Source organism: Anaerostipes sp. 992a (assembly GCF_001940245.1).
Taxonomy (GTDB): domain Bacteria; phylum Bacillota; class Clostridia; order Lachnospirales; family Lachnospiraceae; genus Fimousia.
In genome coordinates this window covers 226,923-249,045 of sequence record NZ_MJIG01000001.1, presented here as the reverse complement: position 1 = coordinate 249,045, position 22,123 = coordinate 226,923, and the positions used below count along the sequence as shown (strand labels likewise).

Below are 22,123 nucleotides of genomic sequence, written 5' to 3'. Positions count from 1 at the left end.
TTCAGTTCCTTTCTGTTTGCCTATTCATTTTAACATCGTAAAGGCAAATATATCATGTTTTTGCAAAAATCACAAACCTTTTTCGCTAAAATCGTTGTATTTTTTCAGATTCATCCGTTGTTTTTTCGATTTTTCGGATGACAACATCATATCCATAAGAATCATTGACCTTAATATGGACACGATCTCCCACCTTATGACCTAACAATGCTTTTCCAATCGGTGATTCAATACTGATAATATTATTCAGACTATCCCCTCTCACTGTCGTTACAATCTTAAATATTTCCTCTTCCTGGTCATCTTCGAAATATACCGTAACCGTATTATTCATGCCCACTTCGTCTTCTGCTGACTGATCTTCAAATACCTCTGCATTCCGAATCATCCGTTCCAGATAGCGAATTCTGCTTTCATTCTGATTTTTAAACTTTTTTGCTGCCTTATACTCGAAGTTCTCACTCAAATCTCCATGAGCCCTTGCTTCTTTGACGTCTTCTAACGCCTGTTTTCGCACAACCAGTTTCCGATGCTGTATCTCATCCTTCATCTTCTGAATATCCTGTCTGGTTAACTGATGTCCCATATAAAATCAATCCTTTCTTCCGTCTTTTAAGACTAATATACCAGAACCTCACATCCATCTTCTGTAACAGCTACAGTCACTTCCCACTGGGCAGATGGCAATCCATCCTGCGTGTAGACCGTCCATCCATCTTCCTCATCTGTATATACGCCTGCTTCTCCCATATTCACCATCGGTTCAATCGTAAATACCATACCTGGAACCATGAGCATCTCTGTACCCTTTGGTGCTACATAACTGACAAATGGATCTTCGTGAAATTCCAATCCTACTCCATGTCCACCGATTTCACGCACGATGGTGTACCCATTCTCCTTGGCATGCTTATGGACCTCTTCACTCATATCCCCTAAGAAGGTCCATGGCTTAACATTTTTAATCCCAATCTCAACACATTCCTTTGTTACCTGCACAAGTTTCTTCTTTTCTTCAGAAACCTCTCCAATACAAAACATTCTGGAAGAGTCCGAATAATATCCTTTATAAATGGTTGACACATCAATATTAACGATTTCCCCTTCTTTCAGAATTCGATGCTCATTTGGGATTCCATGGCATACCACCTCATCAATAGATGTGCATACGCTCTTTGGAAATCCACAATAATTCAGGGGAGCAGGAATTCCTCCCAGCTCTGTCGTTTTTGTATAGACCATCTGATCGATCTCTTCTGTAGAGATTCCTGGTTTTATACGTTCTGCTACATAATCCAGCACTGCAATATTGATCTTACCACTTTCTCGAATTCCTTCAATCTGCTCCCGTGTCTTAATAATGTCATGAGAAGGTACCATGTGTCCCTGTCTCGCAAATTGAAGAATTTTATCGTCAAATGCCTCATGGCATTTTTTATATTTCTTTCCACTTCCGCACCAACAGCTGTCGTTACGTCCTAATTTTTCCATATTCGTCATACCCTTTCTTTCTACATGCTGTTTCTATTATAGCACTAATCCACAAAATATCTATGCTGAATTTTCTTACACTTTAAAAGACCAGACAAGTCGAAACTTATCTGGTCCTCCCCCGATTCATTATAAAAATTATGATGTAACTTGGTCCATTCTACCATGGAATCGCCTGGTAAACAAATGCTGCTGCAAGTGCACCGACAATTGGTCCAATAATTGGAATGATTCCATATGCGAAATCAGAATCTCCCTTTCCTTTGATCGGTAATATTGCATGTGCAAGACGTGGTCCAAAGTCACGAGCCGGATTAATTGCATATCCAGTCAGACCACCAAGAGACATACCGATAGATACGATGATTCCAAATACAAACAGCTTATCAACGCCAACGGTTCCTGCTCCACCTACATTGCCAATACCGAGAATTGCAAACACAAGAATAAATGTTCCAATTGCTTCACTTATAAAGTTTAATCCAAAATTGCGGATAGATGGCGCTGTACAGAATACTCCACGTTTTGTTGCTGGATCATCTGTCGCATCAAACTGTCCCAGATAAAGGATATAAACGATACAAGCCCCAACAAAAGCACCTGCTACCTGAGCTACGATATAGCCAGGTACCATAGACCATGAAAAGCTTCCAATTGCTGCCAAAGCAATGGTAAGTGCCGGATTAAAACTTGCTCCAGATGCTGCTCCGAAGATACATGCAGGAATCAAAACCGCAAGCCCCCATGCAAGCGTTACCTGAACAGATCCCCCACCTTTCATACCAGACTTGTTCAAGTTAACATTCGCTACAACGCCATCCCCAAGAACGATCAACATCATAGTTCCTAAAAACTCAGCTAGATATGGTAACATAATAGTCCCTCCTTCTCCTCATATGTGAAAATACCTTCGCTGCTTTGTTAAGTCAAGTGTATCACATATCTCCCAAAAAGTCTTTATTTTTTTGCTTTTTTTTAGTGAAAATACCGGTTTTCTTTCGATAATAAAGGAATAAAGAAAAAAATTCCCCATCCCCTGCTCCCTTGTCATATCCCCACAAAATATACTATAATAATTGAAAAAAAGAGGAGAGCGATTTTATGGCCATCTTATTATCCGATTTATTCCATACTTCAAAGGATATCTATAAGCTTCAGTTGATTGCCGGAAAAGAGGGATTATCCCAATCCGTACTTTGGGTCTATCTGGCAGAGGATATGAACGAGGATTTTTTGCGCGGTGGAGAATTAGTTATTACCACTGGTATGTTTATTCACCAGGATCCCGATTGGATCCTTCATCTGGTCCATGCTGTAAAAAAATGCCATTGCTGCGGACTTATTTTAAATATCGGAAAGCATCTATTCCCGGAACATCTCACCCGGGAAATTCTGGATTTTTGCAATGAGGCACAGCTGCCTCTTTTCTTAATGCCTTGGGAAATTCACATTGCGGACCTGACTCAAGATTACTGCAATCGTATTTTTAAGGAATCCCAGAGAAACGATATGCTGACAGAGGCCATTCAATCCCTTTTTTACTCTTCTGAGCATTTTGCAAGGCATCTTCCTCTGTTAGAATCTCATGGTTACCATCCAAAAGACACCTATCACATAGCTGTTATGGATGTTTCCTTTCCACACATGGATGCCGCTTCCTTTGAAAGAAAGCTTTTCCTCATTACCAACAATTATTTTGGAAATCGAAAGACGACCGATTTCTTCTTTTCAATGAACCAGCAGTTCCTTCTCTTCCTTCATAATCATTCCGAAGAAGAAGTCGGCAGAATCATTGAAGAACTGAGCCATCTATACCATCAGACTTTCCCCGAGGCTTTCTGGCACATCGGTGTAGGCTCCTCCGTTCAAGAGCTGATTCAGTTATCCACTGGTTATTCCCGCGCCCTGGCAGCGCTTTCCTATGCCCAATATTATCATCTGGCCATTGCTCACTTTTCAGCCCTTGGCATTTATAAGATCTTATTTTCTGTTTCTGACCGAAAACTACTGGTAGATTATTATCATGAACAATTGGGCCCATTATTGGAATACGATGGTATACACAACAGCGATTACGCCAAAACTCTCTATTATTATATTAAATATGGCGGAAGCATCCAGCAGGTAGCTGCCAAAATGACCTGCCACAGAAATACCATAAATTATCGGATCAAAAAAATCCGAGCGTTACTTCCCGTATCCATCGATGATAACGAAACATGTTTTTTGCTTTATCTTGCTTATACGATTCAAGACTATCTTCAAATTCCATATTCATAGACAAAAATGAGCTTTCACTGATGCTGCATCTGCGTTCTGCACCAGCGAAAGCTCTTGCTTTCGAAAATTATTTATTTAAAAAATTTTCAATTCGTTTTCGCATCATCTCTTCGCCCATGATGTGATAGATGGTCCACTGATCTGGTGAGCTTGCCTGTCCAGTAGTGGCAATACGGATAATTTCTGCAATATGAGAAACATTTCCTTTATATGCATCTGGATTCTTCTTATATTCTTTCATATTACCTGTAAATCCTAAGCTCTCTCCAATCTCCTTTAACTTATTGAACCATGTATTAGCATCATCGTTGTGATCATAGCCTTCTAAATATGCTTCAAGCACTGCCTTTACCGTCTCATCATCATACTTCTGCTCATCGATCTGAGTATAAGTTTCATCAAAGTAATAGTGAACCGTACTCATAATCTGTTTTGCATTGATATAATCTTTTCTGCGGCGTTTGTTGCCCACGCCCATACCAAGCTCTAAAATCTTGATAAATTTCTCTTTATCTGCAAAATAGACATTCAGCATATCTGGATGATAAGTTTCTACCCATGTATATAAGAATTCATAGATATCTTCTGGTTCCAGCTTAGAAAACTCATTTTTACAAATGTTATTCAACTTCATAATATCAAACAATGCACCAGACTGGCTCATCTTCTTTACGCTGTACTTAAAGTCTGTAATCGGATCATTTGGATGCTTATCATACCATTCCTCAAAATTGGAATTCAACAATGTCATTAAGTATACCTTTACCCCCTGAGGATGATATCCATCCTGACGATAATAATCTAAGGATAATTCTGGATCTTTTCTCTTAGATAATTTTCTCTTTCCTCCATTTTCCATCTTCATCAGATGTGCAGTATGAGCATATTTTGGAAGCTTGAATCCCAATACCTTATGCAGTTCTACGTGAGTCGGAACAGAAGATAACCATTCCTCTCCGCGAATGACCAGTGTAGTGTGCATCAGATGATCATCAATGGCATGTGCAAAATGATACGTAGGGATTCCATCTCTCTTTAAGATGACTACATCCATAATATTCTCTGGGAATTTAATACTTCCTCGGATAGCATCGCGGAAGATAATCTCCTGATCTTCTTTTCCCTGAGAACGAAGACGCAGTACATATGGTATGCCTGCCTTCACTCTTTCTTCTACTTCTTCATAGCTCAAATCACGACAGCGAGTCCATGTCGTATGGTATCCGGTAATTACATTCTGAGCCTTCTGCTCTTCCTTGATCTGAGCAATTTCTTCCTCAGTACAAAAGCATGGATATGCCAGTCCTCTTGCCACCAGATCTTTCGCATATACATGATAGATATCCGCTCTTTGGCGCTGGAAATATGGTCCATAGACATTGCTTTCTTCGGTATCCACACCGGCTCCCTGATCAAACTCAATGCCAAAGTAACGAAGTACAGAGATAATCGTCTCTACTGCCCCTTCTACTTTTCTCTTATTATCAGTATCTTCTATACGTAAATAAAATACACCGCCGCTCTGATGAGCAATTCTTTCATCGGCCAATGCGCTATATAAGTTACCCAAATGAATAAATCCTGTCGGACTAGGACCCATACGGGTTACCTGTGCTCCTTCAGGCAGATTTCTAGGTGGAAATTTTGCTTCCATTTCATCGATAGTTGCTGTTACATCTGGAAACAATAAATCTGCTAACTTTTGATAATCCATGATCTCTCCTCTTTTCTTCAAATTTTCTTTCTGTTTCTTATCGAGCATCACTCTTTATAGTCTAACTATTCTAGTTTAATTGATAATCTATGATTTCGCAAGTATTCCTGCAAAACTTCTCATAAAATATGCCATTATTTCTATCCTTCTTTCTCATGAAACTCCCGCTCCATACAAAATGCAAGCACCGACTTCATCTGCGGAGAAATCCATTTGTCCTTATGATACAAAAGTTGCTTCCAAACCTGAATATGCAGATCACATATATTCAGATAGGCAAGTCTGCCCTCCTGCACACCTCGATCTGTAACATAATCCGGAAGCACTGAAATCCCATTTCCCTGCTCTACCAGATCGCAGATCAGCCTTGTACTCCCAATTTCCAATATTGGCTGAATCTCCAAAGACATTCCAGCCAGCTGATCATCCAGAATTCTACGATAGCTCATCCCCTTTTCCGTCAGAAGAAAGGACTCTCCTATCAAATCTTTTACCGAAAGACTTTCCCTCTGGCATAACGGATGATCCTTCCCTGCCACAAAATGAATCTGCACCTGTTCCTCTCTTGCAATCACATACTCAGTATTGTATATATGATTATCCAAAGTCAGAATGGCATCTACTTCATTATGATTCATAAGCCGGAACATCTCTTTGGTGCCTGCGGCAATGATCTTAAGCGTAATCCCCGGATATTTTCTTCGGAATTCTTCATATCCCTCTCCCAACAACGAGTCACATAAAGAATCTGCCATAGCCAGACGAATGTGCCCGCAGATCTGCTGTTTGGAATGCATCTGATTCTCCATCTCTTTTGTCAGCTGATGAATCTGATGCGCATAGGAAAGCACTTCCCTTCCTTTATCCGTCAAGGCTATCGTATGACGGATCCGTTCAAAAAGCTGGGCATCCAGTTCCTCTTCCAGCTGCTTGATCTGAAAAGATACGGTAGACTGGGAATATCCTAACAGTTCCCCTGCTTTTGTAAAGCTGTTAAGCTCTGCCACATGAATAAAGGTAATCAAGTTCTTAATATCCATACTTTCTTCTCCATCTAATATTTCGATTCTAACTATTATAATTATCAATTTTACAAATGTATACTTATACTATAAACTATAAAGGTAATGCACTCAACTGTAAGATGAAAGGATGATTCCATGAATTTATTTACCAGCATATATCAGTTCCTTTGGGGCGATCTGATCACGATTCCTCTTCCTGGAGGAAGCTCCATCGGACTTTCTCTCTTAATCTTAATTTTAATACCCGCAGGTATATTTTTTACCATACGAACCCGATTGGTTTCCATTCGCCTATTTCCAGAAATGCTTAGAATTGCTGTTGAAAAACGCAATGGCTCCACCGGAAATGCCATCTCCGGCCTTCAGGCATTGATCATTTCCACCGCCACAAGAGTAGGTATGGGAAATCTGGTAGGTGTGGTAGCTGCCATTTCCGCCGGAGGCGCAGGTGCAGTCTTCTGGATGTGGATCACCGCATTGCTTGGTTCTTCCACTGCTTTTGCAGAAGCTACGCTTGCACAGATTTACAAAGAAAAGGACCCTCTCTATGGTGGATATCGCGGTGGTCCTGCTTATTATATTCACGCATTTTTTACAAAGAAGCGAAAAGGCGAAGTCGGTGGACGACGTTACTCTCTGATCGCAATACTTTTTGCCATCTCTGGCCTGATCTGCTGGTGCGGCATCAGTCAGGTAATCAGTAACTCGGTGTCTGCTTCCCTTTATAACGCTTTTCACATTCCACCACTTTACAGTACCATCGCACTGGTAGCTGTGGCGGCTGTGATCGTTCTTCGAAAAAACGCAACAGTGAAAGTGCTGGATGTGATCGTACCGATTATGGCAAGCTGCTATTTTATCATTACGATTTTTATTATTTTGAAAAACATCGGACAGCTTCCAGCTGTCTTTGAAACCATTTTTTCCGAAGCCTTTGGCATACGTCAGATTGCTGCTGGAGGATTTGGAGCCGTGTTAATGAACGGGGTAAAACGAGGCCTGTTCTCCAACGAAGCCGGTTCCGGTTCCGCTCCATGTGCCGCCGCAGCATCCGATATCAGCCACCCTGCAAAAGCCGGACTGTTACAGGCTTTCGGTGTATTTATCGATACCATCGTCATCTGCAGCTGTTCTGCCATGATCATGCTGTTAGCTCCACAGAAGCTGATTCAGGGACTTGTTGGTATGGACCTTTTGCAGACTGCTATGCACTACCATCTGGGAGAATTTGGCATCATCTTTATTGCCATTACCTTATGGCTGTTTAGCTTCTCCACCTTCATTGGCATCTTATTCTATGCAAGATCCAATGTGGCTTATCTCTTCGGAGATAACTGGCTTTCCCAGACCTTATATAAAATCCTGGCACTGGTCATGCTATTTATCGGTGGTCTTGCCACCTATACCTTCGTATGGGATCTTGGAGATGTGGGAATCGGCCTTATGACCATTTTCAACATGCTTGTGCTGATTCCATTATCTGGACAGGCAGTTGCTTCCTTACAGGATTATGAAAGCAACTTTATTGAAAAACAAAAGAAATAAAAGAAAAGAAAAACTTCTACTCCAGCATCTAAAATGCCAGTTCGTAGAAGTTTTCTTTTTATACACAACTATGTTAAAACAAGGACTGATAAATCTCCATTACTGTCTCCCCATCCAGCTCTACATAATTGTTATTCATCAGTCTGGTCTGCTGTGTCATGACTGTTTCGGTATAGGTGACCAGTTCTTCCTGTGTCACACCGTATTCATGCAATGCCTTTTTCGGAAGAATCTGATCCAGTAAAGCCTCAATGGCAACATAAATCTGATCGCTCTCGCAGCTTAAAATATCCGCCAGGAATGCATTTAAATCCTTAATGGCTCCATCTGGATCTATCGCCTGATAGGTCTTATATACTCCGGTGAACATAGCATAGTTGGCTTCCCCATGTGGCACATGATGCGTTGCTCCCAACGGGTAGCTCATGGCATGAACGGCTGCACAGCCAGCATTTCCAAATGCAATCCCTGCCATGCAGGAAGCATATAGGAAATTTCCGGCAAGCCTTCTCTTAGCCTCATCTCCGCCTTTGGCTACTGCCTGAAATCCCTTTAAGATCATAGACATTGCCTGCAGAGAATATGCCTGAGTGAATGCATTTGCTTTTGGCGATGTATAGGATTCGATGGAATGAATCAACGCATCGATGGCACTTGTGGCAAAGAATTTTAACGGAATGTCCTTTACCAGCTCTGGTATCAGTACTGCTTCATCAGCATAAAGTTCATCTACTGCAAGTCCGAACTTACTGTTAATTGTAGTCAGCTCCAGAATGGAGATATTGGTCACCTCACTTCCTGTTCCACAGGTCGTTGGAATCAATACCAGCTTTTTGCTTCGGATGGCAGGAATCTTCTTTTGGAATAGATCCACAACGGGAGAAACTTTTTCCAGAGAAAACAATTTAGCCACATCGATGACGGTTCCGCCTCCAATAGCAATGACACGGTCATAATCAATTCCTGCTATTTCCTTACAGATTCCTTCTACTAAAAGGTCTGTCGGCTCTCCTTTTGGATAATTGGCAAAATTTACAATATGAATTCCTTCCCTGGATAACAGGGAGCCAAATCTTTTATAAACAGATCCACTGACAAACACCAGATCTTTTTTATCCATGCTATATTCTTTTGTAAACTCTTCTACTGTGTCCATCATTTTTATGACGGGTATCACGCTAAACTGTTTCATCTTTTTTCCTTTCTCATTCTACATGCAGGCTTTGATGGCATTTTCTAAAATGGTAAGTCCTGCTTCTAGCTGTTCATCTGTCATAACCAATGGTGCTAAGAAACGAATGACATTTCCATAAATACCTGCATTTTCCACCATCAATCCATGCTGAGCAGCTTCCTGTACAATGGCTTTTACGATCTCTGCATTTGGCTCTTTGCTTGCTTTGTCTTTTACAAATTCCAAACCGATCATACCTCCTAATCCACGGACATCACCGACTACTTCATATTTTTCTTTCCATTCACCATAACGTCTCATCACCTTTTTGCCGATTTCCATGGAACGTCCTGCAAAATCATCTCTCTGCATAATTTCAATTACCTTCAATGCTGCTGCACAAGCCAGTGGATTTCCTGAGAATGTTCCTCCAATGGTTCCTGGGAGTACTGCATCCATAATTTCTTCTCTTGCTGTAATCGCAGATAATGGAAGGCCTGCTGCGATGGATTTTGCACTTGTCATAATATCCGGTGCTGCTCCTGCTTCTGCCCAATATTCAGATGCGAACATTTTTCCTGTACGGCAGAATCCTGTCTGCACTTCATCAGCAACTAATAAGATGCCATGTTCATCACAGATCTTGCGAACTGCTTTTACCCATTCGATCGGCGCTGGAATGAACCCACCTTCCCCCTGTAATGGTTCTACTACAATGGCTGCCACATACTGTGCTGGTGAGCATTCTTCGAAGACCTTTTCGATAGTCTCTGCATAATATGCAATGGCTGCTTCTTCTGGCATTCCTTCTGGTTTTCTATAAAGATATGGGAACTGTGCACGGTATACACCGTCTGGGAATGGTCCCATACCAACTGCATATGCTTTTTTGGATGTCATGCTCATGGTCAACATGGTTCTACCATGAAATGCTCCAGAGAATACGATAATATTTGGTCGTTTTGTATATGCTTTTGCAACTTTTACTGCATTTTCATCTGCTTCTGCACCACTGTTGGCGAAGAAGGTCTTTTTCTTATCCCCTCTTACTGGTACAATTTCATTCATCTTCTCTGCTAATGCCACATAGCCCTCATGGGTTACGATATTCTGCATTCCATGAAAATACTTTTCTGCCTGAGCCTTTACTGCTTCTACCACTTCTGGATGAGTAAATCCTGCATTTAAGACACCTACGCCTCCAATCCAGTCTAAGAATTTATTGCCATCCACATCCTGAATCATGGCTCCGTCACCTTTTTCGATGACAACTGGATAAGCACATCCAATGGCATTTGGAATGGCTTCTTTTCTTCTTGCGATCACTTCCTGTGCTTTTGGTCCTGGTACAGTTGCGGTAACGATTTCTGGTAATGCTGTTCTTAATGTGCTCATAATCCTTGCTCCTTTTCTCTACAAAAAAAGCATGACAACCCTCGTTCTATTGACGCCTTTGCCATGCTTTTTGTTCTTCTTATTTTCGATGAACTTACTATAGCACAATTTAAAATGAATATCTATGGCCTGAAAGCCCAATCTTTTCCCATTTCTTTGTGTTGTTAGCACAAATCACGAGCAAAGCAATCCAAGAATACCATTACTTTCCTTCATAAACAACCACGGATCCTATGTCATAACCTTCCAACCGCTTTCTTCCTTCTAAACCTGCTAATTCAATCAGGAAGATCATCTTCACCACTTCACCACCCAATTCCTCGATCAGCTTTGCCGCAGCTTCAATGGTTCCACCCGTGGCAATCAGATCGTCCACCAGAACTACCTTCTGACCTGGCTGAATGGAATCCTTGTGCATCTCAATCTCAGCCGTTCCATATTCCAATTCGTATTCCTTAGATACCGTCTCCCTTGGCAGTTTTCCTTTCTTTCTTACCAGGACAAATGGTTTCTTTAAATTATATGCAATCGGTGCTCCGAATAAAAATCCTCTGGACTCCGTTCCTGCTAATACATCAAATTTCACACCATCTAATAGCTTCTGTAGCTCATCGATGGCCAATTGAAATCCTTCTGCGTCCTGCAGCACACTGGTCACATCTCGGAAAATAATTCCCTTCTCTGGAAAATCCGGTATTGCTTTTATATAATCTTCTACTTTTTTCATCATCTTTATCGTCCTTCCATCCTCTGTTTTACTTGTTCTGATCACTGTTCATTATACCTTTTCCAGAATACTTTCTCAAGTCAAGAATCCATATACGAATGCCCTCTATAAAAATATCAGTTCTTTTAAACATTGTATCTCTAGTTCCACCATGCTATACTCTCAAATAGAGCATTTCACATTTCAAGACAAATTTCTAAGAATCATAAGAGAGGATTACTATGAAACAAAAACAACCTACACTACCGCCCATCGGGATGCGTATTATCAAATCCGCCATTGGAGTATTTTTAGGCTTTATCATCTATTTTCTCCGTGGCTGCCAGGGGACTCCATTCTATACTGCACTATCTGTATTATGGTGTACCAGAGCTTATAACGATGAAGCCCATAAAATGGCATTTCAACGAAGCATCGGCACCTTTATTGGAGGTTTTTATGGCCTGATCTTTATCCTGGCTGAACGCTTTTGGTTTCCAGGTGTTTCTGAATTCTGGCGATATACGATCATTTCTTTTTCTCTGATTCTGGTACTCTACACTACAGTTCTGCTGAAAAAGAAAAATGCTTCTTATTTTGCCTGCGTTGTTTATCTAAGTGTTGTCGTACTGCATATTACCGATACAAACCCTTATCTATTTGTATTTAACCGTGTCCTGGACACTCTGGTTGGCATTGGCGTTGCCTTGGCCATCAGCATGTTCCATCTTCCGCGTAAGAAGAACAGGGATATTCTCTTCGTATCCGGTATGGATGATACCCTACTGCCTTACAATGGAGAATCTTTAAGCCCTTATAACAAAGTCGAATTAAACCGAATGTTGGATGATGGAGCTCTCTTTACTGTCAGCACCATGCGAACTCCGGCCGCTCTTGTGAAAAATCTCCAGGATATTCGCATTCATCTTCCAGTGATCGCCATGGATGGCGCAGTTCTTTATGACATAAAAGAGAACTCCTATCTATACAAATATGAAGCTTCCTACACAGATCTCCTTCCAATCATTACCATGATTCGTAATCACGGACATCATATTTTTTACAATCGAATTGTAGGGGATTTATGGATCATTTATTATAGAGATTTCCATAATGAAGCAGAAAAGAGTATTTATAAAAATCTTCGACGTTCCCCATACCGCAATTATCTAAAAAAAGAGCCACCAGTAGATGCACTCTTTGTCTATTTGATGATCGTGGATGAGACATCAAAGATTGAAAAGCTATACACGGATATAAAAACACTGGGATGGAATCATCAATATAAAATTCTGGAATATGCTTCCAAGGAATATCCAGGATATTCCTATATAAAGATTTATCACAAAGATGCCACCCGACAGAATATGCTTCTGCAACTGCAGAAAATGTGCAATGCAAGAGATGTCATCACCTTTGGAAGCATTGATGGCGCTTATGATGTAGTCGTGCATGCTGATTACAATCACACAGTAAAAACCTTAAAAAGGCTGTACGAGCCCTGTATCTGGACAAATTAGTAGCAGTGACCCAGTCTCCATGCTATAATATACTTATCAAAGGTGTCGTATTCCATCCGAAAAGATGGTGGAAAGGAGTTTTTTATGCGATATGAATTGATTGGTACTATTATGCCGGCAGTTGAAGTCACATTGTCTTCAGGCGAAGCCATGTATACCCAGAGCGGGGGCATGTGTTGGATGAACGAAAATATGAAGATGTCTACCAATACCAGAGGCGGCCTTTTAAAAGGAATCGGACGTATGTTCGCCGGGGAATCCATCTTCATGGCAACTTATACTGCCACATCTGATCCCGGTATCGTTGCATTTTCCTCTACTGTACCTGGAGAAATCCTTCCAGTAGATTTAAGCAGCTACCGCAGTCTGATCTGCCAGAAAGGTGCCTTCCTCTGCGCCGAAGATTCTGTTCATACAGAAATCACCTTCACGAAAAAGCTTTCTTCTGGCCTTTTTGGTGGAGAAGGATTTATTCTCCAACGGTTATCCGGCTCTGGCATGGTCTTTTTAGAAATCGATGGAAATAAAGTCATCAAAGATCTTGCTCCTGGTGAAAGCATCAAAGTCGATACTGGCAATCTGGTTGCTTTTGAAGATACCGTAAATTATGAAATTGAGATGGTAAAAGGTGGGATGAACATCTTCCTTGGTGGAGAAGGACTTTTCCTCACCAGACTTACCGGTCCTGGTAAAGTCATCTTTCAGACCCAGAACTTTGCAGAATTCGCCGGAAGAATTGCTGGTCTCATCCCAACCGGTTCCTGATAGTATAAAAGAATCCTGCAGAGCAGGATTCTACGCCTGCGGCGGGTCGCTCTTGCGACATCTTCCGATCCGCCGCAGTGCGATCCCCACGGAGTGTTTTTGTGGAATAGGAAAAGAAATTTCCTATTCCACAAAAAAATATCCCTGCAGGAAATATCAATATTGATTCCTACAGGGATATTTTATTTCTCATTTAAAAAATCAAACGGATGCCCATCTTCCGATTCCAGAAAGTGCATCAGCATATATGCACACATAATTGCAACATTTTCCTCTTTTAAAATCCTCTTTACTTCTTTTTTATCCGCTAATACAATCTCTATCTCTTCTGAGTCTTCCTGACCATCCATATTGGGAATTCCTTTCGCATATCCATAAACGGTCCCACAAGATTCATCTGTCATCCCGATTGTCGTAAAATATGGCTTGCTGTACATATCCTCAACATCAATAGGTTCCAGGGTAAGCCCCGTCTCTTCCTTTAATTCACGGACTCCGGCTTCTTTAAAATCTTCTCCCTGTTCCACCAGTCCTGCCGGAAATTCATAAATATATCCATCAATCGGATACCGATACTGTCGAATCAACACTACCTGATCCCGATTTTCTCCATAGACACTATAAATAATGACTCCATCTGCCGTATTTTCATGAGTCACCGCTTTCATCTGATCCACTTCTCTGGCTCTGGATGCCACATAGTATTTCGATTCTCTTCCGCTTTTATGAGTTACATCCATCGTAAAGAAATTTAAGAATTTATATCTTGTCTCCTGTGTAATCTTGCGAATCAATCCCATCGCATACATTCCTTTCTATTCTTCATTCTGATATACCAATGCCTCTTCCGAAGTCTTGATCAAATAGGACATTGCTTCCACCGGATATCTTCCAACCGCGGTTTCCCCAGTCAGCATTACAGAAGAAGCCCCATCCAAAACTGCATTGAAGATATCGCAGACCTCTGCTCGCGTCGGTACTGCTCGCACTTCCATGGAAGAAAGCATCTGGGTAACGACCATAAACCCTTTTCCAGCTTTCCGGCATTGGGCCGCAATCTCCTTCTGAATTCTCGGCAGCTTCCATAACTCTACCGCATTTCCAAGATCTCCTCTTGCGATCACAATTTCATCTGCTGCGTCCAACAAATCCGGAAGCATCTCTACTCCCTCCAGATTCTCAAGCTTGGCAAAGATTCGAATGTCTTCTGAATCATTTTTCTTAAGCTCCTCCCGTAATATGAGAAGATCCTCCTTATTTCTTACGAACGGAAGCATCACACCGGTTACTCCGTATTCCTTTGCTACCTTTAGATTCTCTTTATCTGCCTCTGTCAGAGTCGGAACCGGAATACTCAATCCAGGAAGAGCAATACTCTTCCTCTGAACTACTTTTCCACCACGAATAACTTTACAACGAATGTCTTCCGCTTCTTCTCCCAACCGTTCTTCCACTCTTAATAAAATCTTACCATCATCGATCAATATCTCCTGCCCTTCGATCAGATATGGTAAAATCACCTTTGGAAGCGGTAAAGAATCCAGATAAACCTCTTGATGATCCTGCCATTCTAAATCAATGTTCATTCTACCGATTCTTAGTTCCGGTCCTTGCAGATCCACTAATAATTCGGGCTTTAAGATGCCTTCCTTTGTTGCTGCTGCCTGAAAGTGAAAGATCCAGTCTTTACTGGATTCTAGACTCTTATGGGAAAGATTCAGACGAATTCCTGTCATTCCCTGTCGAAACATCCTTCTCAAAATACTCATATCCGCACATGCTGGTCCTAAAGTTCCATAATAAACCATGGTCATCCCCCTTTAGACTGGTATTATTTACCGTTTATGTTTTCCATTATATCGAAAACTTCCCAATCGGTCAAATTCTCAATACCGCCTCTAAAACTCCGCCTGCAATGCAGCGGGCTTTATCTGAAATCGTATCGCAGTTTTCCTTTTCTCCTTCTCTTGGATCAATGTCTGCAATTTTAAATCCTTTTGTCACCGGATATCCATCTCGGATAATTCCTCTCAAAATTCCTGTAAGAGATGCTTCCACCCGGTATTGTTCTTCTCTCCCTTCAATGAAACCCAACAACTGGCCTTTCTCCACTCGTTCTCCAATATGGCATATCTGGTGAAATACCCCTTTTCCAGGTGCATGAATCACTCGTTCTTTTCCATATCCTGCAATGACTCCTGGAATCCCTGTATTAGGATAAGCACTTCCCTTTTCTATAATCCTTCCCAGATTATGCCCCCTTTTGGTCTCAATCACATAATCCACATCAACACCTGCTTCAAATCCGGGACCTAATGCGATCGTCCTCGATGCCATTCCCCGATGTGTTCCCAGATTCCTCTTAGCCAGAATCGCATCAATTACCACTTTCGGATGACATTCTTCAATAATCCTTCCCTCTGGATCCACCATAAGAGGAATATACCCTTTTGCAACCTGTTCATCCGCCTCCTCCAATGAGTGTACCAGCCTGCACTCCAAATCCTCTACCTTCTGACTTCCAGAATAAACTGCATCCGAAAATGCCACATTCCTTCGAATTGCAGATGGTCTTTCACATTCCAGAACCAATACCCGAAATCCACTTTTCCACAACTTATAAATCGTACCTGTTGCCAGGTCTCCGCCTCCGCGGACAATAATCCAATCTTTTTTCATAATGATTCCTCCTGCCTTTTATTTTATCAAAAAAGACTATTGGATAATACTATTTTTTGTACACTAAATACGGGTTTCTTTGACTATGGGATAATGTGTGAGAACGAAATCATTCCGGTCAGCAATCAGGCTACGGAGCTTCCAAATCTGATACATGTTTTTCTTTTTTCTACACCATAACAGACGAAAATCTTATCTCTCGTCCAGGGACAAATGGCTATGTAAGCAAGCTTCCAGCCATTTGTCCTTATGGACGACCAAAAGCATTGCTTTTGCCAAAGATTTTCTACCTGAGAAAACATGTAAGCTCCTTCGCAGATTGCTTTACCGGAATGGTTTCGTTCTTTGTAGTATATTGGCTTCTCCCATATTCGTGTGGAGAAACGGAACATGGCAAAGAAGAAAACTTCTCCGAAAGCGACATATGCGGAATGTTAGAACAACCTGTTGGCTGGATTCTATCACCAGAACTGCTTCAGGCATCGAAGATGACTGTTTTCCATAGGACAGTTGGTAGGGAAGTTTACTTACCTTTCCAACTGTTATGGAAAAAAGGAATGCAGTTCGTCTTGTGCCATGCCAAGCCCGACTAGCGGAGCGGATTAGGGTTTGGCTCGGGGTAAATCCAGACAGCTTTGGTTGTTCTTACGTTCTGGCATCCTGGGCGCAGGAGGAGAAATTTTCTTCTTCATTTAGTCCACAAAACCCGTAGTTATCCCACTTGCTCCTCGAAACCAAATTTTTTATGTAACAAAAAACTGCCATATAAAACGAACTTTCGTTTCATATGACAGTTTTATACATACTAAATTAGTTTACAGCCTGAATCTGTTTTGTTAAACCAATACGGTTTGTTTTGAAGTGGAAGAATGGACGTTCTGGAAGCTGATAGATTGCAACTGGACGTTCATGTGCTTCTAATACTTCATTGATTTCATCTGCTACATCTTCAATTGTATATCCTTTTTCTAGCACTACATATAAATATGGAAGATAATATCCTGGATGCTCATCATCTGGAATAATGACAAAGAAGTTATCTTCGACTCCTTCAATGTTTGCATCCACTACACGGTTTTCCATTGTAAGAGCGATCAGACGTCCTCCACCATAACGCTGAGAATTACCACGAGTCAATACATAGAAAATACCATCCTCATTTACATATCCGATGTCTCCCGTATGTAACCATACCTCTCCATCTTCATGTTTGATCAATGCCTTACGTGTAGCTTCTTCATTATCATAACCCAGCATATTACCTGGACCAGCCTTACAGATTTCTCCTAATTCATTATAGCCTAATTCCTCTGTGGTACCTGGCTTGAAGATTCCCATATTACACAATGGCAATGGAATTCCAATATTACCATCTCCATAAGGATATTCCTCTGGACTAGGGAAAGTACAGTTGGAACCTGCTTCACTCTGTCCATAAGCTGCAGCAAAGGTGATATTACAATTATGCTTTTTCACATATTCCTGCGCTCTTGCCAGCTGTCCATTATTATAAGCTTCGCATCCAACACCTGCTGCCAGAAGATGAGAAAGATCATAATCTTCCGGAATACGCTTGCTGTTCATAACGATTGCAAAGAACATTGGGATCAATGGCCAAATATTTGGTTTTACACGCATCAATTCCAAATCCACGTCATTTACATCACAGAATGGATTTAAGATCAGATATTTATTAGATGTTAATGGTGTAATCATCATTGATACTACAACTGCAACCAGACTAGGTGGAAGACAGGTAATCATCCATTTTGGACGGAAACCGTCACTCACACCATATGGTGACATCTGGAAAATAATTCCCAACATCGTATATGCAGAATGAATTACCTGCTTAGAAGGTCCAGTAGAACCACTTGTATATGCACGGAAAAGCGGACGATTAATATCAGCTGTTTCTTCCACATCACCTGTATATTGCTCTCCTAACCCTAAGAATTCTTTCCATGTCATTGTTGCTGGTCCCTGTGCAGAGCATTCTGTATATTTTGCTTCTATCGCAGCTTCAATATAATCTGGCATTGTATCACGGTCAGCCATATAATATGGAGAAAGCAGAATAATCTTTTCTACCCCTGCATCCTTCATATATACATCCATTTCTTCTTTTGATAAGAAGTCATGAGCAATAATCACTTTTGCCCCAGATTTCTTTACAGCTTCTGCATTTTCTTCAATCGTATTGTCGCGGCATAATAAAGAAGCTCCAATCTTTTCAGCTGCTAATAACAGAGAAATAAACTGAGGTACAGACTGTAAGAATACTGGAATCTGATCTTCTTTGCCAAATCCAACTGCCTTCAATGCCTTTGCGACTTCCTCTACTTCCTTAAATACCTCTTCCCATGTAATATCTGTTCCATAATAATTCATGGCAGCTACATCCATTCCTGGACATGTGCTCTTAATGTAATCATATAATGTACATTCTGGAATCTGCAACTGTGCCATCTGTGGTGGATAATACTGCATCCAAGGTCTATCAATACTTGCTCTGTTCTCTAAATTTTTCATCATTCAATCTCCTTTTATATACATATACTCCCCAAAATAATGTATCACTAAATTTATTTTGTTCGTTTACTATTTGTTAACACATAGGAGTCTATCATAAAAGGAAAATATTAGCACGGGACTAATATGGACAAAAAATGATAAAATGGAATCACATTCATTCACTTACTTTTCTTCCGTCTTAGAAATTAATAGAATGGACCTCATAAAATGATGAATATTATTGATGATGGTCTCTTTGTCTTCGATGACTACTTCCTTCTGATTCGTCCATATCTCCTCATAAAAATCATTGAACAGATGGGTAATACTAGCTCCATTTAAAATACGTATATTACCTTGATACTCATCGGTGTCCAACCTTAAATAACTTACCATATCGGACATAAACAAGCTTGGCGGCTGAATAAACTGAAATCCTGAAACAAATCCACCATGAATCAATTTCATCTCTAACTTTGGATTCTTATCAATCAATTCTAACAAATGATGCATATATTTCATCCGCTGCTCTGTCGTAAGAATCACTTTATGATTATAAAAATCCAGTTCTCCGGAAACTGCAAAATTCGTAAGCGCAGATTCATAGATCATAATACGAATTGTTGAATCCTCCAGAATATGTTTCGTCAGATCATGTGTTTTCCGAATCATCTGGAAATCAACTCTCCACTCTTTCTCATTTTCCTGTGATAAAAGTTCCTCAAATAAATCCTCCGGAAGAAAATATTCTGTCATATGTCCGATCAGCCATCGCAGATTCGTAGAAAGCACATTCTGAATATAATCATATTTCACAAGCATGGTCCGCATACTCACCTTTCGAAACAACAGTTGCTCTCCCGTACAAAGAGATTTTAATTTTTCACACAGTGCATTGCTGGTATTGATATCTTCACTGGAAATCACCCCCATACAATGATTATTGTCAAAAAGCATTCCCGAAATGGCAAATCCATCTTTTACTGTAAAAATAATCTTTCCATATGCCTGATTACCTCCATAGAGACGAAAATCTACATTGGAAGAGTTTGTCATCATATTCATCAAGAAGATACTATCATAGAGACAATCTCTTTCTCCAATGTCTAAATTCACCATCACAGAAAAATGCACCGTCGGATACTCTCTCCGAACCGATAGATGCTCATTCTCAATTCCTGCAATCATCAACCGATATTCATGTTCCAATGATAAAAGATCCATTGCAGCCACAATCTCTAAAGCTTTTACCCTTCTAAGAACAGGATGCTTCATCTTTGTGATAAACTGAAGCAATGGCAATTCTGAATAAAACAGGATATCCGGTGCAATTTCTGTCCCCGTACTCTTCTTTAAATTTTTTACATACACATATTCCGCTTCCAGATTATCATAAATCGCTTCCTGCAAATCTTCCAGGTTGTCCACTTTATAATCATAAAATAGATTTTCCCTGCCTTCCTCATTTAACGCTTCTACCACACATTTACTAATAACATGCAGTACCTTTTCTGAACTTTTTTCCGCTGGAAGCATACGTCCGCTTACCCACTTGCTAATATAGGAAACATCATATTGCAATTCCTGTGCCAGTGTATAATTCTTTAAGTCTGCTTTTGTCATTAATTGTTCAAGCAAATTACTGAATCTATTCTTTTTTTCCATCTCTACCCCTTCAACTAATCAATCCTGTATTAATCTTTTTCATTATTTAGTTTACCATACTTCATTTTCTTTCTCAAATCAATAATAGTATCCAGTAAAACAATAGGGATTATCTTCATCATATATAATATGAATATGCCTCATATCCGTTTTATTCACTTTGATTGGCATTGCTTCTAAAGGTAAAATATCCATATCAGTAAGCAATCCACATATTCTTTTTCCATCCTTTGTGATAAACTGAACAATGGGATAGCTTCCTTCCTGAGATTGTACCCAGTTTATGATGCTGCCTCTTACCTTTTGTTTTCTTCTTTTCCAAATCTTATCTGTTAAGAACATTCACAAGACCTCCTTTATTAAATGCCAATATCCATTCCACCCTATATGGATAAAGCCACAAAAATTCTATACTTTTATCATATAGAATTCCTGTGGCTGATTTGTGAATTTCTTCAATTCCTTTGATTAAGATTTGCTTAATAATTTCTGTTCACATTCCTACTTTTTTAAATTGCCTTTTTCCACATTCTGATCAATCAAACTGTTGACATACTGAAATAATGTTTCGGATCCTGGCTGAATCTTCTTAGCAGTCCTCGTCCGAACCTTATCTTGACTTACCTGATGCTCTCTCCATGCAAGCCCATCGGTTGCATTGTTTAACATAATCGGCTGTAGACCATCCATGGCATGAGCAAATCTGGCTTCTGGAGTTTTCGCTTCTTCAAATTCATCCCAAAGTTCCCGAAAATACCTTGCCTGATCCTCTGGAAGTATCTGAAAAAGCCGCTTTGCTGCCTTAAGCTCCCGCTCTCGCTTGGTCTTATTGCCGACTGCATCATAAGCGTAAGTATCTCCTGCGTCAATTTCAATCACATCATGAATAACAGCCATGCACATGGTGCGGAATACATCAATGTGTTCATCTGCATACTCAGACAGTACCATGATCATTAATGCAAGATGCCATGCGTGCTCTGCATCATTTTCTTTTCGACTGGCATCTGACAAATATGTCTGCCGTCCGATCTTCTTTTCTTTATCCAACTCCAGAACAAATTCCAGCTGTCTTTTCAATCGTTCGTCCATCTTCTATCCTCTGGTCTTATAATATAACATGCAATGACAATATCCTTCAAATTCGGGATCTGCAATCTGGTCCCGAAATTCCTTACAGATGCATTTATTATCCGGTATCCGTTCCAAACGACATGGACAATATCCATCCTTCTTCTTCAGTCCTTCTTTGATTTTATTGACCACTTCCTGATCTTCATTAAAACGAACTGCCATCGGCCTTTCCTCCCTGTATTTCTTAAACAAAGGTTTTCTTTAGTTCATCTGCTAACTGATCTTCTGGTACATAACCCACAACTTCATTCATTGCTTCTCCATCTTTAAAGAATAATAAAGTTGGAATACTTACTACATGAAAGTTAGATGCAAGTTCCATATTATCATCGATATCTACTTTATAAAACGCAACATCTTTAAACTCTCCAGATACTTTTTCTACGATTGGTGAAAGCATACTGCATGGTGCGCACCAAGTCGCATAAAAATCGATGACCATCCACTTATTATCTTTTACCGCCTGATCAAATGTACTATTTGTTAATTCTTTTACTGCCATATTTCTTCCTCCTC

General features: G+C 40.4%; 22 protein-coding genes. 5 read left to right on the top strand and 17 right to left on the bottom strand.

Going from position 1 to position 22,123, the window contains the following annotated elements; genetic code table 11:
* Positions 1-85 precede the first annotated feature (85 nt).
* From greA to BHF69_RS01230, 3 genes are all read right to left on the bottom strand, one after another.
* Positions 86-586, bottom strand: a complete 501-nt coding sequence (greA, locus tag BHF69_RS01240; RefSeq protein ID WP_075669256.1) for a transcription elongation factor GreA — start codon at positions 584-586, stop codon at positions 86-88.
* A 32-nt stretch (positions 587-618) separates the two neighbouring features.
* Positions 619-1,491, bottom strand: coding sequence for a methionyl aminopeptidase (locus BHF69_RS01235; protein WP_075669327.1), 873 nt, complete (start codon positions 1,489-1,491; stop codon positions 619-621).
* A 160-nt stretch (positions 1,492-1,651) separates the two neighbouring features.
* Positions 1,652-2,365 carry an MIP/aquaporin family protein gene (locus BHF69_RS01230; RefSeq protein ID WP_075669255.1) on the bottom strand — a complete coding sequence of 238 codons (714 nt, stop codon included), beginning with the start codon at positions 2,363-2,365 and terminating at the stop codon, positions 1,652-1,654.
* Positions 2,366-2,592: 227 nt separating this feature from the next.
* On the opposite strand from BHF69_RS01230, the gene BHF69_RS01225 reads away from it, so the two are divergent.
* Positions 2,593-3,771, top strand: coding sequence for a PucR family transcriptional regulator (locus BHF69_RS01225; protein WP_075669254.1), 1,179 nt, complete (start codon positions 2,593-2,595; stop codon positions 3,769-3,771).
* Between the two features lie 67 nt (positions 3,772-3,838).
* On the opposite strand, the gene gltX is transcribed toward BHF69_RS01225, so the two are convergent.
* Positions 3,839-5,485, bottom strand: coding sequence for a glutamate--tRNA ligase (gene gltX / locus BHF69_RS01220; RefSeq protein WP_075669326.1), 1,647 nt, complete (start codon positions 5,483-5,485; stop codon positions 3,839-3,841).
* 140 nt (positions 5,486-5,625) lie between these two features.
* Positions 5,626-6,525, bottom strand: coding sequence for a LysR family transcriptional regulator (locus BHF69_RS01215; RefSeq protein WP_075669253.1), 900 nt, complete (start codon positions 6,523-6,525; stop codon positions 5,626-5,628).
* 120 nt (positions 6,526-6,645) lie between these two features.
* On the opposite strand from BHF69_RS01215, the gene BHF69_RS01210 reads away from it, so the two are divergent.
* Positions 6,646-8,055 carry an alanine/glycine:cation symporter family protein gene (locus BHF69_RS01210; RefSeq protein ID WP_075669252.1) on the top strand — a complete coding sequence of 470 codons (1,410 nt, stop codon included), beginning with the start codon at positions 6,646-6,648 and terminating at the stop codon, positions 8,053-8,055.
* 73 nt (positions 8,056-8,128) lie between these two features.
* Here BHF69_RS01210 and BHF69_RS01205 read toward each other — a convergent pair whose 3' ends face one another.
* The 3 genes from BHF69_RS01205 to BHF69_RS01195 form a co-directional block, all read right to left on the bottom strand.
* A complete protein-coding gene (locus BHF69_RS01205) occupies positions 8,129-9,247 on the bottom strand; it encodes a 4-hydroxybutyrate dehydrogenase (protein WP_075669251.1) in 1,119 nt (372 codons plus the stop codon).
* Between the two features lie 18 nt (positions 9,248-9,265).
* On the bottom strand, positions 9,266-10,624 hold the full coding sequence (locus tag BHF69_RS01200) for an aspartate aminotransferase family protein (protein WP_075669250.1): 1,359 nt from the start codon (positions 10,622-10,624) through the stop codon (positions 9,266-9,268).
* 202 nt (positions 10,625-10,826) lie between these two features.
* On the bottom strand, positions 10,827-11,351 hold the full coding sequence (locus tag BHF69_RS01195; protein ID WP_075669325.1) for an adenine phosphoribosyltransferase: 525 nt from the start codon (positions 11,349-11,351) through the stop codon (positions 10,827-10,829).
* Positions 11,352-11,572: 221 nt separating this feature from the next.
* On the opposite strand from BHF69_RS01195, the gene BHF69_RS01190 reads away from it, so the two are divergent.
* Together BHF69_RS01190 and BHF69_RS01185 are read left to right on the top strand one after the other, a co-directional pair.
* Positions 11,573-12,850, top strand: a complete 1,278-nt coding sequence (locus BHF69_RS01190) for an HAD hydrolase family protein (RefSeq protein WP_083650905.1) — start codon at positions 11,573-11,575, stop codon at positions 12,848-12,850.
* Positions 12,851-12,934: 84 nt separating this feature from the next.
* Positions 12,935-13,615 carry a TIGR00266 family protein gene (locus tag BHF69_RS01185; protein ID WP_075669249.1) on the top strand — a complete coding sequence of 227 codons (681 nt, stop codon included), beginning with the start codon at positions 12,935-12,937 and terminating at the stop codon, positions 13,613-13,615.
* A 182-nt stretch (positions 13,616-13,797) separates the two neighbouring features.
* On the opposite strand, the gene BHF69_RS01180 is transcribed toward BHF69_RS01185, so the two are convergent.
* From BHF69_RS01180 to yqeB, 3 genes are all read right to left on the bottom strand, one after another.
* Complete coding sequence (locus tag BHF69_RS01180; RefSeq protein WP_075669248.1) at positions 13,798-14,415, bottom strand: NUDIX hydrolase; 618 nt, start codon at positions 14,413-14,415, stop codon at positions 13,798-13,800.
* A 15-nt stretch (positions 14,416-14,430) separates the two neighbouring features.
* On the bottom strand, positions 14,431-15,423 hold the full coding sequence (locus BHF69_RS01175) for a pyruvate kinase (RefSeq protein WP_075669247.1): 993 nt from the start codon (positions 15,421-15,423) through the stop codon (positions 14,431-14,433).
* A gap of 70 nt (positions 15,424-15,493) precedes the next feature.
* Positions 15,494-16,294: a selenium-dependent molybdenum cofactor biosynthesis protein YqeB gene (gene yqeB / locus BHF69_RS01170; RefSeq protein WP_075669246.1), complete on the bottom strand. Its 801-nt coding sequence runs from the start codon at positions 16,292-16,294 to the stop codon at positions 15,494-15,496.
* Positions 16,295-16,725: 431 nt separating this feature from the next.
* Between yqeB and BHF69_RS14090 the strand changes: the two genes are divergently transcribed.
* The gene (locus BHF69_RS14090; protein WP_158022526.1) at positions 16,726-16,887 is read left to right on the top strand and encodes a hypothetical protein; all 162 of its coding nucleotides are present in this window, start codon (positions 16,726-16,728) and stop codon (positions 16,885-16,887) included.
* A 217-nt stretch (positions 16,888-17,104) separates the two neighbouring features.
* On the opposite strand, the gene BHF69_RS01160 is transcribed toward BHF69_RS14090, so the two are convergent.
* The 6 genes from BHF69_RS01160 to trxA form a co-directional block, all read right to left on the bottom strand.
* Positions 17,105-18,829 carry a class I adenylate-forming enzyme family protein gene (locus tag BHF69_RS01160; protein WP_075669244.1) on the bottom strand — a complete coding sequence of 575 codons (1,725 nt, stop codon included), beginning with the start codon at positions 18,827-18,829 and terminating at the stop codon, positions 17,105-17,107.
* A gap of 162 nt (positions 18,830-18,991) precedes the next feature.
* A complete protein-coding gene (locus tag BHF69_RS01155) occupies positions 18,992-20,473 on the bottom strand; it encodes a hypothetical protein (protein ID WP_075669243.1) in 1,482 nt (493 codons plus the stop codon).
* A gap of 78 nt (positions 20,474-20,551) precedes the next feature.
* Complete coding sequence (locus BHF69_RS01150) at positions 20,552-20,815, bottom strand: hypothetical protein (protein WP_075669242.1); 264 nt, start codon at positions 20,813-20,815, stop codon at positions 20,552-20,554.
* 159 nt (positions 20,816-20,974) lie between these two features.
* A complete protein-coding gene (locus BHF69_RS01145) occupies positions 20,975-21,565 on the bottom strand; it encodes an HD domain-containing protein (protein ID WP_075669241.1) in 591 nt (196 codons plus the stop codon).
* 3 nt (positions 21,566-21,568) lie between these two features.
* Complete coding sequence (locus tag BHF69_RS01140; RefSeq protein ID WP_075669240.1) at positions 21,569-21,769, bottom strand: ferredoxin-thioredoxin reductase catalytic domain-containing protein; 201 nt, start codon at positions 21,767-21,769, stop codon at positions 21,569-21,571.
* 22 nt (positions 21,770-21,791) lie between these two features.
* Entirely contained in the window at positions 21,792-22,109 is a 318-nt protein-coding gene (gene trxA, locus BHF69_RS01135) for a thioredoxin (RefSeq protein ID WP_075669239.1), read from the bottom strand.
* Between the last annotated feature and the right edge of the window lie 14 nt (positions 22,110-22,123).